This is a genomic window from Photobacterium sp. TY1-4 (assembly GCF_025398175.1).
Taxonomy (GTDB): domain Bacteria; phylum Pseudomonadota; class Gammaproteobacteria; order Enterobacterales; family Vibrionaceae; genus Photobacterium.
This window is the reverse complement of the sequence record NZ_CP099735.1, coordinates 1,105,499-1,117,676: the sequence shown is the minus strand read 5'-3', so window position 1 is coordinate 1,117,676 and position 12,178 is coordinate 1,105,499. Positions and strand designations below refer to the sequence as shown.

12 protein-coding genes are annotated in these 12,178 nt (G+C 54.0%); 3 read left to right on the top strand and 9 right to left on the bottom strand.

Annotated features, from left to right (window positions below; translation table 11 throughout):
• Window positions 1-54: 54 nt before the first annotated feature.
• The 9 genes from lafA (NH461_RS21825) to NH461_RS21785 all read right to left on the bottom strand — a co-directional run bounded on the left by lafA (NH461_RS21825) (window position 55) and on the right by NH461_RS21785 (window position 9,064).
• Window positions 55-981, bottom strand: a complete 927-nt coding sequence (lafA, locus tag NH461_RS21825; protein ID WP_261603064.1) for a lateral flagellin LafA — start codon at window positions 979-981, stop codon at window positions 55-57.
• Window positions 982-1,362: 381 nt separating this feature from the next.
• Window positions 1,363-2,268 carry a lateral flagellin LafA gene (gene lafA / locus NH461_RS21820; RefSeq protein WP_261603063.1) on the bottom strand — a complete coding sequence of 302 codons (906 nt, stop codon included), beginning with the start codon at window positions 2,266-2,268 and terminating at the stop codon, window positions 1,363-1,365.
• Window positions 2,269-2,764: 496 nt separating this feature from the next.
• A complete protein-coding gene (locus tag NH461_RS21815) occupies window positions 2,765-4,858 on the bottom strand; it encodes a flagellar biosynthesis protein FlhA (RefSeq protein WP_261603062.1) in 2,094 nt (697 codons plus the stop codon).
• Window positions 4,859-4,927: 69 nt separating this feature from the next.
• The gene (flhB, locus tag NH461_RS21810) at window positions 4,928-6,055 is read right to left on the bottom strand and encodes a flagellar biosynthesis protein FlhB (protein WP_261603061.1); all 1,128 of its coding nucleotides are present in this window, start codon (window positions 6,053-6,055) and stop codon (window positions 4,928-4,930) included.
• Entirely contained in the window at window positions 6,052-6,828 is a 777-nt protein-coding gene (gene fliR / locus NH461_RS21805; protein WP_261603060.1) for a flagellar biosynthetic protein FliR, read from the bottom strand. Before fliR ends, flhB begins: the two co-directional genes overlap by 4 nt.
• Window positions 6,828-7,097 carry a flagellar biosynthesis protein FliQ gene (gene fliQ / locus NH461_RS21800; protein ID WP_261603059.1) on the bottom strand — a complete coding sequence of 90 codons (270 nt, stop codon included), beginning with the start codon at window positions 7,095-7,097 and terminating at the stop codon, window positions 6,828-6,830. The genes fliR and fliQ overlap by 1 nt, the downstream gene beginning before the upstream one ends.
• Window positions 7,098-7,112: 15 nt before the next feature.
• Window positions 7,113-7,871 carry a flagellar type III secretion system pore protein FliP gene (fliP, locus tag NH461_RS21795; RefSeq protein ID WP_261603058.1) on the bottom strand — a complete coding sequence of 253 codons (759 nt, stop codon included), beginning with the start codon at window positions 7,869-7,871 and terminating at the stop codon, window positions 7,113-7,115.
• 9 nt (window positions 7,872-7,880) lie between these two features.
• On the bottom strand, window positions 7,881-8,249 hold the full coding sequence (fliN, locus tag NH461_RS21790; RefSeq protein WP_261603057.1) for a flagellar motor switch protein FliN: 369 nt from the start codon (window positions 8,247-8,249) through the stop codon (window positions 7,881-7,883).
• Window positions 8,246-9,064 carry a FliM/FliN family flagellar motor switch protein gene (locus NH461_RS21785; RefSeq protein WP_261603056.1) on the bottom strand — a complete coding sequence of 273 codons (819 nt, stop codon included), beginning with the start codon at window positions 9,062-9,064 and terminating at the stop codon, window positions 8,246-8,248. Before NH461_RS21785 ends, fliN begins: the two co-directional genes overlap by 4 nt.
• A gap of 476 nt (window positions 9,065-9,540) precedes the next feature.
• On the opposite strand from NH461_RS21785, the gene NH461_RS21780 reads away from it, so the two are divergent.
• The 3 genes from NH461_RS21780 to fliE are packed head-to-tail and all read left to right on the top strand — an operon-like array spanning window position 9,541 to window position 12,178.
• Entirely contained in the window at window positions 9,541-10,437 is an 897-nt protein-coding gene (locus NH461_RS21780) for an OmpA family protein (RefSeq protein ID WP_261603055.1), read from the top strand.
• Between the two features lie 10 nt (window positions 10,438-10,447).
• On the top strand, window positions 10,448-11,791 hold the full coding sequence (locus tag NH461_RS21775) for a sigma-54-dependent transcriptional regulator (protein WP_261603054.1): 1,344 nt from the start codon (window positions 10,448-10,450) through the stop codon (window positions 11,789-11,791).
• A 21-nt stretch (window positions 11,792-11,812) separates the two neighbouring features.
• Window positions 11,813-12,178 carry a flagellar hook-basal body complex protein FliE gene (gene fliE / locus NH461_RS21770; RefSeq protein WP_261603053.1) on the top strand — a complete coding sequence of 122 codons (366 nt, stop codon included), beginning with the start codon at window positions 11,813-11,815 and terminating at the stop codon, window positions 12,176-12,178.

The following is a 12,178-nucleotide window of genomic DNA, read 5'->3' as shown; positions in this document are numbered from 1 at the left end:
GTAGGGAGCAGCGGCTGCCTGTCCGGCAGCCTTTTTGGTTTGGAGAGTGTCTGTTTAGCGCAGCAGTGACATCGCCATACCGGATAGCTGGCCTGATTTGCTCAGCACAGAACTCCCGGCTTGCATCAGCATCTGGTTCTTGGTCATGTTGGCAGATTCCACCGCGAAATCCGCATCCATGATCCGGCCTTTGGCAGCTGTGGTGTTTTCAACCATATTGCCCAGGTTGGTAATGGTATGCTCCAGGCGGTTAATATTGGCACCCAGGGAAGAGCGGACGGAACCCACCAGATCCAGCAGTGATGGGTCACCGGCAGTGCTGCCCGCCTGGACATTGATGGTATTCATGGCAACTTTTGCATTGGCCTGATCCAGGATATCTCCCAGATCACCTGCTGTTGCTGCGGTATCAGATTTTCCTGTAGCGGGATCAATTTTGGCAGCAGCTGCGGCTGACTTAAAGCCTGTATCCACTTTGCCCAGATTTACAGAAACATCAACACTCAGTTTTTCAGCAGAGCTGGCACCGATTTGAAAATCAATCGTACCGGAGAAACCACCGCCGCTCAGCAGCTTCTGGCCACCGAACTGGGTGTTCGCCATGATCGATTGCAGCTCTTTACCCAGTTCCTGATATTCCGCGTTCAATGCCGTACGGTCGGTCGCGGTGGCTGAGCCGTTCGCAGACTGTGTCGCCAAATCGTTCATGCGGTAAAGGATGTTGGTTGCTTCATCCATCGCGCCTTCCGCGGTTTGCATCATCGAGATACCGTCCTGGGCGTTACGCATGGCGACTGACATGCCACGGGTTTGTGCTTCCAGACGGTTCGCCACCTGAAGGCCGGCTGCGTCATCGGCCGCAGAGTTAACGCGAAGGCCGGTACTCAAACGCTCCATGGCTGTGTTCAGCAGATTGGAGTTCTGGGTCATCGTGTTCTGGGTGATCAGCGATGCGATATTGGTATGCATAGACAGCGCCATGGGGGTCTCCTCGTGTTATCAATTTTCAGAAGATGTTCGGTTTGATTTAGTAAGGCGGAAGGGATTGGAAAAAGATTAACGAAGAAATGATTTTTTTATTCACTTGTTGGCATGCTTGAATGTTTACGGCGGTGTGAAGGCAGTGGTTCTGCCGTGGGCTGTGCAGCATTGAACAAGCACGATGAAGAAGTCCGGCTGGGGTTTGCCGATTCGTGGTGCTCTTATGTGCTGTCTTCACCTGCCATTTTGTGAGTATTGAGGAATTGCGATGATACGCGGATGGTTCGCAGTTGAATCTGCGACAATCCCCGAACAGGGCCCGGGGATTGAGGTAGCCGCGGCTGCCTGTCCGACAGCCTTTCGGGTTTGGGGAGTGCCTGCTTAGCGCAGCAGCGACATCGCCATACCGGATAGCTGGCCAGATTTACCCAGCACGGAGCTCCCGGCTTGCATCAGCATCTGGTTCTTGGTCATGTTGGCAGATTCTACCGCGAAGTCTGCATCCATGATCCGGCCTTTGGCTGCCGTGGTGTTCTCAACCATGTTGCCCAGGTTGGTAATGGTGTGCTCCAGGCGGTTAATGTTGGCACCCAGGGAAGAGCGGACCGAACCCACCAGATCCAGCAGTGATGGATCACCAGCAGTACCACCCGCCTGGACATTGATGGTATTCATGGCTGTTTTGGCATTAGCCTGGTCAATGATATTACCCAGATCACCTGCTGTTGTTGCTGTGCCAACAGCACCGGCAGCCGCTGAGTTAAATGCTGTGGCAACCTTACCCAGGTTTCCAGAAACATCGACACTCAGTTTTTCTGCAGAGCTGGCGCCAATTTGAAAATCAATCGCACCGGCACCAAAACCACCGCCGCTCAGCAGTTTCTGGCCACCGAACTGGGTGTTCGCCATGATGGATTTCAGCTCTTTGCCCAGTTCCTGATATTCAGCATCCATTGCAGCCCGGTCTGTATCCGTTGCCGAGCCGTTCGCAGACTGTGTCGCCAGGTCGTTCATGCGGTACAGGATGTTAGTAGCTTCATCCATTGCCCCTTCAGCCGTTTGCATCATCGAGATGCCGTCCTGGGCGTTGCGCATCGCCACAGTCATGCCGCGGGTTTGTGCTTCCAGACGGTTCGCCACCTGCAGGCCGGCTGCGTCATCGGCTGCAGAGTTAACGCGAAGACCGGTACTCAAACGCTCCATCGCGGTGTTCAGCAGGTTGGAGTTCTGAGTCATCGTGTTCTGGGTGATCAACGATGCGATATTGGTATGCATAGACAGCGCCATGGGTGTTCTCCTACGTTGTTTATCTTTCAGAGGATTTTCTGTTCGTTATAAATAGGCGGTCATGACATGCAAAAGATTAACTAAATATTCATTTTTATAACTTATTGATTATTCAGAAGTATAGCTTTTAAATGACGCTTTTTTGGATAGGTGTTGACTGATCGGACCTTTGTTTTTTGCTGTGGAGTGGCTCTGATTTGCGGATTTTTCCACTTTCATTTCGCGTTCATGATGGCTTTTTTTACGTACGCCTTATGTGAGTATATATTCATATTTCTGGTTTCTGGTTTCTGGTTTCTGGTTTCTGGTTCTGAGATGTTTCATGGGACGGCATGGTGAAACGGATGTTGAATCGGGGCTGGGGCGGATAGTGAGGCGGAGGTTGAGGCAGATATTGGAGCGTGGAAGGAGCATCAGGTGCGGTGTACTTGCACACGTCAGTGAATCCGGTGCCAGGCCCATGATGAGCCTGGCGCCAGAAAGCCGGAATGGCAGCTTAACCCAAATTGCCAATGACATTGATGGGCTTGTTTTCCGGGATTTCATTGTAAGACAGTACGGCCAGTCCTTGGGCAAAGGTGCGGGCGTAGCGCGACAGTAGCGGACGGAGCTGCGGCATCACCAACAGCACCGGGGGGAGTCCCTGTTGTTTGAGTTGCTGGCGGATCAGCGGCAGGTTCTGCTGGAACTGGCCCAGAATATTCGGCTCCACCGGGAAACTGTCGAGCATCACCGGTCCGGCCGCCTGTGCCTGTTGCAGCGAGCTCAGCAGGATCTGCTCCAACGAATCTGACAGTGCGTAGACGCTCAGTTCCTGACGTTCACCGTTGATTAAATTCACCAGCGTCCGCCGCAGGCTGCATCGGACATCTGCCGCCAGCAGGATCGGATCTTTGCTGTTTTCCGCACTCTCCAGCATGGTGTTGGCAATGGTCCGGATATCCTTGAGCGGTACCTGATCGAGCAATAACTGGCGATAGACTTTCAGTTGCTGGCTGGCATTGAGCATCCCGCTCAGGGCTTCGGCCAGCTTGGGCGCCTGGCGGGCCAGTCGTTGGTTCAGTTGCTCGACATCGTCGTGGTTGAACAGCTCAGACAGGTGGGTTTTCATCACTTTGCTGAGGTGCGTCGCGATCACCGTGGCATCATCGACCACCTGGTAGCCCATGTTCAGCGCCTTGGCTTTATCGTGGTGCTGGATCCAGACGGCCGGCAACTGATACGCCGGATCGTGGCCCAGGATCCCGTCGACTTCCCCGTAGGTTTCACCCACGGCAATGGCCATCAGGCGATCCGGCTCAATGAATCCTTGCTCAATCACTTCCCCGTTCAGCGAGAGGGTGTACTGGTTCGGCTTCAGGCTCAGGTTGTCGCGAATACTCACTTCCGGCAGCAGATACCCGACCTGCTCGGACAGGTTTTTCCGTACCCCGCGGATCCGCTGGGACAGGGGCGCGCCTTGCTCCGGGTTGACCAGATGGACCAGGCGAAAACCCAGCGCCAGCGACAGGCTGTGGACATGGGGAATGTCATCCCAGGTCAGCGACTGCTCACCTTCCCGCTGCATGGCGTTGCTCAGCGCCTGAACCTCTTCCAGTTGGGTATCAGCAACAGGGGCTTTGAGCTGTCGCCAGGCGGCGAAGGCGACCACGGCGGCGAAGGTGAAAAAGGCCAGGTGCGGCATCCCCGGAACCAGGCCGATCACCAGCATCACGGTTGCGACGGTAAATAGCGTGGTCGGCGAAGCCAGCAGCTGGTTGTGCATGGCCTGCGCCATGTCGTCATCGCTGTCGTTGATCCGGGTGACGATGATTGCGGCTGAAGTGGCCAGCAACAGGGATGGGATCTGGGCCACCAGACCATCACCAATGGTGAGCAGGGCGTAGGTTTTGAATGCGTCCGCTGCGGCCAGGCCGTGTTCGAATACCCCGATGCTGATCCCGCCGATGATGTTGATAAACAGGATCAGTAAACCGGCGACGGCGTCACCCCGGACAAACTTGGACGCACCGTCCATCGAGCCGTAGAAGTCTGCTTCATTGGCCACGTCCCGGCGGCGCTGCTTGGCGCGATCCTGATCGATCAGACCGGCGTTGAGATCGGCATCAATAGCCATCTGTTTGCCGGGCAGGGCATCAAGGGTGAAACGGGCGGCCACTTCGGAAATCCGCTCGCCCCCTTTGGTGATCACCACAAAGTTGATGATCATCAGGATCACGAAAATCACCATACCGACGACGTAGTTGCCGCCGATCACCACTTCACCGAAGGACTGAATCACCTTACCGGCAGCCGCCCCGCCATTGTGACCTTCGAGCAGCACCACCCGGGTGGAGGCGACGTTCAGCGTCAGGCGCAGCAGGGTCGCGACCAGTAGAATGGTCGGGAAGACCGAAAAGTCCAGCGGCCGTTTGGCCGTGGTACTGACCAGCAGCACCAGCACCGCCAGGACAATGTTGAAGGTAAACAGGGCATCCAGCAGAATGGGCGGCAACGGCAGAATGACCATGGCCAGAATCATCAACAGGACAAACGGGATCCCGATGTACCCTTTGTTGGAATGTTTAAGCGTGGTTAGCCAGTTTTGCATTGACTGTCCTTCATACGGTGGTAAGTACTCAGATTCATAATAAATTCGGGTGATGAACCGTGGGGTTCATCAGTGTTGTAAATGCTTGGGTATGCTAAAGACCGGCAGCGGTTGCGGTGTCTCACCTTGCCCGCTGCGAAACGCCTTGAGCTGGAGCACGTAGGTGAGAATATGGGCTACCGCAATGTAAAGCTGGCTCGGGATCGCCTGCTCCAGCTGGGTGGTGTGATAAATCGCCCGGGTCAGCGGCGGCGAGCTGAGCACCTCGACATTGTGCTCACGGGCCAGACGCTGAATGTGCTGGGCGGTTTCATCGACACCTTTGGCGACCACAAACGGCGCATCCGACAGTGACGGGTCGTATTTAATCGCGACGGCATAGTGGGTCGGGTTGGTGATCACCACATCGGCCTGAGGGACGTTTTTTTCGATTTTCCGTCGGGCAAACTGTTGCTGGATCTGACGGATCCGCTGCTTCACTTCCGGGCTGCCTTCGCTGTTTTTGTATTCTTCTTTGATTTCCTGTTTGGTCATTTTCAACTGTTTGAGATGCTCCCAGCGCTGGTACGGCACATCGATCAGGCCGAACAGCAACAGGGCAACCCCCATCAACAGCACGCCGTCGAACAAAATTTCCATGATCAGCGCTACCCCTTGCTCCAGGGGGAGCTGCTGCATCGCCAGCAGGTGGGCCAGGTGGCTGTCGAGATAGACATACAGCAGGGCGAAGATCACGCTGACCTTGAGCGATGATTTCAACAGCTCGACCAGCGAGCGGGTCGAAAACATCCGCTTGATCCCCGCCAGTGGGTTGAGTTTACTCAGTTTGGGCATCACGCTGGCCGGATGAAACAGCCAGCCGCCGAGCACCAGGCTGCTGCCGAGCGTTGTAATGAGAATCACGGCAAATAGCGGAAAGAGCAGATCAATCAACATCCCCAGGCTGTTGCCCAGATGCTCAATGCCTTGCCACGGGTTGTCCAGGTCGGCGCGAGTTAGCTCCAGGTTGAAGCGGAACACGCCCTGCATATGCTGCCAGATCGTGTCCAACTGGAATGAGAAATACACGGTCACCAACAGAAAAATCACCGCAGTGGTGAATTCTTTGGCTCGGGGAATTTGCCCTTCGAGCCGGGCTTTGCGGATTTTCTGGGGTGTGGCATTTTCGGTTTTATCCTGCGCAGAGTTGTTACTCATAATCCCCCCAAGGTGAAGAGGCGGAGTTGGTCCAGCCCGGTGTGGACCAGTTCGGTATAGCGGCTCGGAATGCCGCTGATGGATAACAGGACACTGAACAGACCGAGTAACATGGTCATCGGAAAACCCAGGGCGTAGACATTGAGGCTGGGCGCGGCCCGATTCATCACCCCGAAGCTGATGTTGGCCAGCAGCATGGAGACGATTGCGGGCAGCGCCAGTGCCAGCGCGGAGGCGAACATCCAGCCAAACAGATTCACCACGCCTTGAACCGAGGGACCGGCTAAGCCGGAGCCGACCGGCCAGATCGTGAAGCTCTGGATCAGAATATCAATCACCACTAAATGGCCGTCGAGCGCCAGGAACAGTAAGGTGGAAAAAATCAGAAACATCCGCGCCAGGATGGCCACCGACAAGCCGTTGACCGGATCGTTCATCACCGCCATCCCGAGGCCCATCTGCATCGAGATGATTTGCCCGAGTGTGGTCAGGACGGTAAACAGCAGGTGGAGGATCAGGCCGAACAGCACGCCCCAGACCGCTTGCTCCAGGGCCAGGAAAATGGCTTTGAACGACAGCAAATCGATGGCGGGCATGGCCGGCATCAGCGGGGCGGTGATCACGGTGAGTGACAGCGCCAGCAGGGCACGAACCCAAACCGGGATGATGGCGTCGCCGAAAAACGGCATGGCCAGCATTGCCGCGCCGAGGCGAAAGAAGGGCCACCAGAATTGGCCGAGCCAGGCTGAAATTTCAGCAAAGGTGACCATCATCAGCCGATCATTCCCGGGATATTGTGAAACAGGTAATCAAACAGATCCATCAGTCGACGCAGCATCCAGTGTCCGGCGAAAATGACCATCAGCAGGGTCACCAGCAGGCGCGGCAGAAAACTTAAGGTCTGTTCGTTAATTTGGGTTGCAGCCTGAAAGACGGCAATCACCAGGCCGACCAGCAGGCCCGGGATCACCAGCACCATCACCAGGTTGATAATGATCCAGACGGCATCGGAGAACAGGGTGACGACAAGTTCCGGGGTCATGGCAGCGCCTCCTGGCTATCCGAAGCTGGCAGAGAGGGTACCGACGGTCATCGCCCAGCCATCGACCAGCACAAAGACGATCAGTTTGAACGGCAGCGAAATGATGAGCGGCGACAGCATCATCATCCCCATCGCCATCAAGACGCTGGCGACGACCAGGTCGATGATCAGAAACGGGATGAACAGCATAAACCCGATCTGAAAGGCCGTTTTCAGCTCGCTGATCACAAAGGCAGGCAGGATCACCGCGAAAGAGATGTCTTCGACGCGCTGCTCCAACGGTTCATTGGCGATCAGCAGCATTTGCTCCAGGGAGCTTTGATGGGTCTGACGCAACATGAAATTGCGCACGGGTTTTTCCGCGACGCTGAACGCCTGCATCAGGGTGATCTGTCCTTCGTCGTAAGGTACAAACGCGTTTTCATAAACGTCGGTCCAGACCGGGCGCATGATCAGAATGGTCAGGGACAGCGCAATCCCGACCATCACCCGGTTCGGCGGGCTTTGTTGCAGACCCAGCGCCTGGCGCAAAATTGCCAGCACAATAATGATCCGGGTAAAACTGGTGGCCATGAGCAAAAACGCCGGCAGAAAGCTAAGCGCGGTCATGAGGATCAGGATTTGCAGCTTGACGCTGTATTCCTGCTCGGATTGGCCATCAGTGACGGTGAGAAAGGACAGACCGCTGTCCGCGGCGGTGGGAAAGCTGACCAGAAGTGCCAGCAACCCGAGGCACGCCCAGACGCGCCCCGTGAAGCAAGAAGATTTCGACATGGTAACGGGTCAGCTGCCTACAGAATGAAACGGGGAATCCACCACGTCGACCAGACGAAGGCCGTATTTATCGTTGACGACCACCACTTCCGCATGGCCCATCAGTGAACCGTTGACTTTGACATCCAGCGGCTCACCGTTGAGTTTGTCGAGCTCAATCACACAGCCTTCCCCGGCTTGCATCAGATCACCGAGGGAAATTTCGGTACTGGCGACTTCCAGGGTGACGGTGACCGGAATGCGTTTGAAGAAATTCAAATCACGGGATGGCATCTCAGGCTCAGCAACCGGCTTCGCTTCCAGCTCAGGTTCAAACTGGTCCAGTTGTAATTCATCAAAATTTAGATCGTCTGGGTTGAATGAAGTGTGTTCGCTCATCGCTGTTGTTCCTTTGAGTCTTGCAATATGAGAACGAGCTGGCCGTTTTGTTCAGCGATACGTCCGTTAAATAAATGTTCGTGACCGATGGTGACGGGGACCTGGTTGAGGAGTTCAATTGGCAGGATATCGTCCGGCTTGAGGCCCAGAACCTGATCGAGCGGCATGGTTTTTCGGCTCAGGACGGCGGTCAGGTGGACCGGGGTCTGGGTCAGCGCCGCGTCGAACCTGGGCTTGATCGGTTGCGTCGGGGTCAGAGCTAACTCCTTGAGCAGGGTTTGGATCAGGGTTGCGTCCAGTTCCAGCCAGAGTTCGCCCTGATGGTCGCCGAATGTGACCGTGTACTGCGCTTGCAAGCCGGCCCCCGGGGCCAATTGTGATTCGGTCTTGGCCCACATCTCTTCCGGCGCAATGACCTTGGCAAACAGATGCCCGATCCGCTGCTGGAGTCTTTTATCGCTGCTTGAAAGCGACAGTATGCCTTCAGCCTTACGGGCGATATCAGCACCGTAAAAACGATCAGACAACGCCATCAGCAGGTGATTGGTCATCGAAAGACGCAGCAAGCCCTGCTGTTGGTGACAGAAATTTGACGAATAATAGTCGGGTGCTGTTTCACAACAGCGCACCGTACTGATGTTTTTAAATTCCAGAGCAAGATCACTGACTCTCGCCCAGTGCTGAATATGGAGTGTGATATCCGGAACACTCTGGCTGAGCAGTCGAGTCAAGTCATCACGAATTTTATGAATAGGTTTACCTAAAAGCTCAACATCCAAAACAGGATAGGCTCGGGAAGCATCTTTTTCCATCATGGTTAATTCTTTGGATGTTCTGGTGAATGTAGGAAACTTGTTCCATATTTCGCATATTTAAATAAGTATTACTATTGGTTTAGCAGCCGTAGTCTACCCTGATAAAAATATAACTATTGAGTATATTTTTCCAATAATGTGATGTTAGTTCACATGTTGTATTTTAATGAACATTCCAATCTTTCTGAAAAACAAATCAATAATAAATATATTAATATAGCCAGAGTTTTAACTTAGATTAAAACTATATACTAATAAATCATTGAAAAATAAGTACTATGTCATTTTATGCTCACGAGGCATGTTTTTTGTTCGAGTGACATTTTTTTGTCAGGGCTGTGTCAAATATATGCTTGTTTCATGAATGTAAATAAAGTTCGTCTTATGTAAATGGTTCTATAGTTATCCCAAATTATATGATCGTTAATATATAGATATATAAGTTTATGAACGTAGTTGGTAGGTAGGAAATACTCGTGCTGAAAAGGTTATGTCTAAGCAAAATCGTATTTTTTTTCGTCTTCAATATTGAATGGGCTCATGCTCAAGAAGTATCCATTCCTTTAGATTTAGTAAAATGGGAATATAAAGGCGACCATTTTTATTGCACATTAAATCAAAAAATAAAAAATTTTGGTGGTCTGACTTTTATTGCTGAACCCAGTCACGCTGTTCGCTTAAAAGTGGAAAGTAGTCAACTGCAAAACTTATATGACCAAGCCGGGCTTTTTTTGCTCAATTCGCCGTGGATATCGCCAGGTGAGGCGCAGTTTGTCAGCCATGGTGAATGGACGGGGCGGAAACAAGTGGTGTTTGAGCACGATGTGAATGACGTCCTCCAGTCGGTGGCGCAAGGGGGATGGACCAAATTGCAATTTACGTCCTCGTTTCATTCGCGCGTCCTGTCTGTCGATGTCCCGAGTGTCAATCTTGAGGCATCTCTCCGGGCATTTAACCGGTGCCGTGAATCCCTCCCTGCGCTGTCTTACAAGCAAGCGCGTGATGTTCAGTTAGCGTTTTCGCTCGGGCAGCGGGTTGTGTCCGGCGATCAGCGTCTGGTGCTGAACCAGCTGGCGGAATACATCCGGTTGGATCAAACCGTCAGCAAAGTGCTGGTCGACGGTCATACCGACAATGTGGGCTCATCGCTGGCCAACCTGCAAATTGCCCGGGTTCGTGCCGATGATGTCGCCAGCATTCTGGAAGAGGCCGGGGTCGATCACGCACTCATTGAAACCCGAGCGCACGGCGACCGTTATCCGGTGGCCAATAACCAGACCGAACAAGGCCAGGCGAAAAACCGCCGGGTGACTATTCGCGTGATCCGAAACAGCACGGCCCGCGTGGTTCGCCGCAGTACGAATAATCCATAAGGCTCAAAGTATGTATCGTAAACACATTCAATTGGTTGAGCCGGACATGATGCTGGCTCAGCGGGTCATTGATGTTCTGGAGCAGTCCGGTTACCGGGTGACGCATGTCACGTCGGGCCGGGCAGCGTTGTTTAATCCGACCGAGGCCATCACCCTGGTCAGTTCATCGCTGCGCGACATGGGCCTGACGGAATGGATTAAACGCCATCAGGAAGTCAGCCGGGCGCAAAGCGGCGTCGCGATTGCAATTGTCGAGCAGGATGAGGGGCTACTAGCCGCAGAGGCCATGCGTGCCGGCGCGACTGATTACTTGTTGCGGCCGTTTGATGCGGAACAATTGCTGAGCCTGTTGCGCCGGGTGGAAGCCCTGGAGCAGCCGCTGGCCAATATCGTGGTGGAGTCCTGGCGCAGCAAGCAGGTGTTGCAACTGGCACATCGTGCGGCCTGCACCAATGCCAGTGTGCTGATCACCGGAGAGTCCGGGACTGGAAAAGAAGTGCTGGCACGGTACGTACACGCGCAGTCCTCCCGGAGCAATCAGCCATTTATTGCCGTCAACTGCGCCGCGATACCGGAATCCATGCTGGAAGCGGTGTTGTTTGGCCATGTGAAGGGCGCATTTACCGGTGCGACCCAAACGCAAACCGGCAAATTCGAAGAAGCCAACGGCGGGACCATATTACTCGATGAAATTGCGGAAATGACCCCGCCACTTCAAGCCAAGCTGCTGCGGGTGTTGCAGGAGCGCGAAGTGGAGCGGATCGGGAGTCATAAGGCCATCAAGCTTGATATCCGGGTGATTGCCGCAACCAATAAAGATTTGCGCCAGGCGGTCCAGCAAGGGACCTTCCGGGAAGATTTGTATTACCGCCTGGATGTGTTGCCGTTGCACTGGCCGCCGCTGCGCGAACGTTCGGAAGATATTCTGCCGCTGAGCCAGTTTTTCATGCACAAGTATCAGGAAAATAGCGAGTGCCGCCTGTCGGAGGATGCCCGTACCGCCCTGTCGCGGTATCACTGGCCGGGGAATATTCGTGAGCTGGAGAATGTGATCCAGCGGGCGCTGGTGATGCGCCACGGCGATTTTATCACGGCTCAGGATCTGATGCTGCCGGTGGAATCCGTCGCTGACACCCCGACCCTGGTGTCGGTCAATAGCCGCGGAAATGGCCATGTGGAAGCCAAGAAAATGGCTGAATTTCAATACATTATAGACATCCTAAAACAACACGGCGGCAATCGGACCCAAACCGCTAAAGCCCTTGGTGTGACGACACGCGGACTGAGATACAAGCTGGCTGCGATGCGGGATCAGGGTATCGATTTACAGGCCGAGTTGGGATCGGCTGCATAGTAGAAGAGGAAGAATGACACCATGAGTGAAGTAACGACCCAACTGATCTCTGCGGAGCATTTGATGCTGGCAAAGATGCAAACCATGCAGCTGAAAGTCCAACCGGAGTTTTCAGTCACGGCAAACCCGCTGGATCAACAAGTGAATGCGGCCGCGCAGCACACCCCAATGTCCTTCTCCGGTGCGATGCGCCAGGTGCTGGATGTGGTGAACGAACAGCAGTCAGTGGCGAGTGCCAAGATGACCGCGGTCGAAACCGGGCAAAGTGATGATTTGGTTGGCGCCATGATCGCCAGCCAGAAAGCCAGCCTCTCTTTTTCCGCCCTGATGCAGGTTCGGAACAAGGTGGTGAGCTCGTTTGAAGATGTAATGAAGATGCCGGTGTAA

Bases quoted from the DNA above. Each gene is read 5' to 3' on its own strand.
- lafA (WP_261603064.1), bottom strand. From the start codon at position 981: ATGGCGCTGTCTATGCATACCAATATCGCATCGCTGATCACCCAGAAC.
- lafA (WP_261603063.1), bottom strand. From the start codon at position 2,268: ATGGCGCTGTCTATGCATACCAATATCGCATCGTTGATCACCCAGAAC.
- NH461_RS21815 (WP_261603062.1), bottom strand. From the start codon at position 4,858: ATGCAAAACTGGCTAACCACGCTTAAACATTCCAACAAAGGGTACATC.
- flhB (WP_261603061.1), bottom strand. From the start codon at position 6,055: ATGAGTAACAACTCTGCGCAGGATAAAACCGAAAATGCCACACCCCAG.
- fliR (WP_261603060.1), bottom strand. From the start codon at position 6,828: ATGATGGTCACCTTTGCTGAAATTTCAGCCTGGCTCGGCCAATTCTGG.
- fliQ (WP_261603059.1), bottom strand. From the start codon at position 7,097: ATGACCCCGGAACTTGTCGTCACCCTGTTCTCCGATGCCGTCTGGATC.
- fliP (WP_261603058.1), bottom strand. From the start codon at position 7,871: ATGTCGAAATCTTCTTGCTTCACGGGGCGCGTCTGGGCGTGCCTCGGG.
- fliN (WP_261603057.1), bottom strand. From the start codon at position 8,249: ATGAGCGAACACACTTCATTCAACCCAGACGATCTAAATTTTGATGAA.
- NH461_RS21785 (WP_261603056.1), bottom strand. From the start codon at position 9,064: ATGATGGAAAAAGATGCTTCCCGAGCCTATCCTGTTTTGGATGTTGAG.
- NH461_RS21775 (WP_261603054.1), top strand. From the start codon at position 10,448: ATGTATCGTAAACACATTCAATTGGTTGAGCCGGACATGATGCTGGCT.
- fliE (WP_261603053.1), top strand. From the start codon at position 11,813: ATGAGTGAAGTAACGACCCAACTGATCTCTGCGGAGCATTTGATGCTG.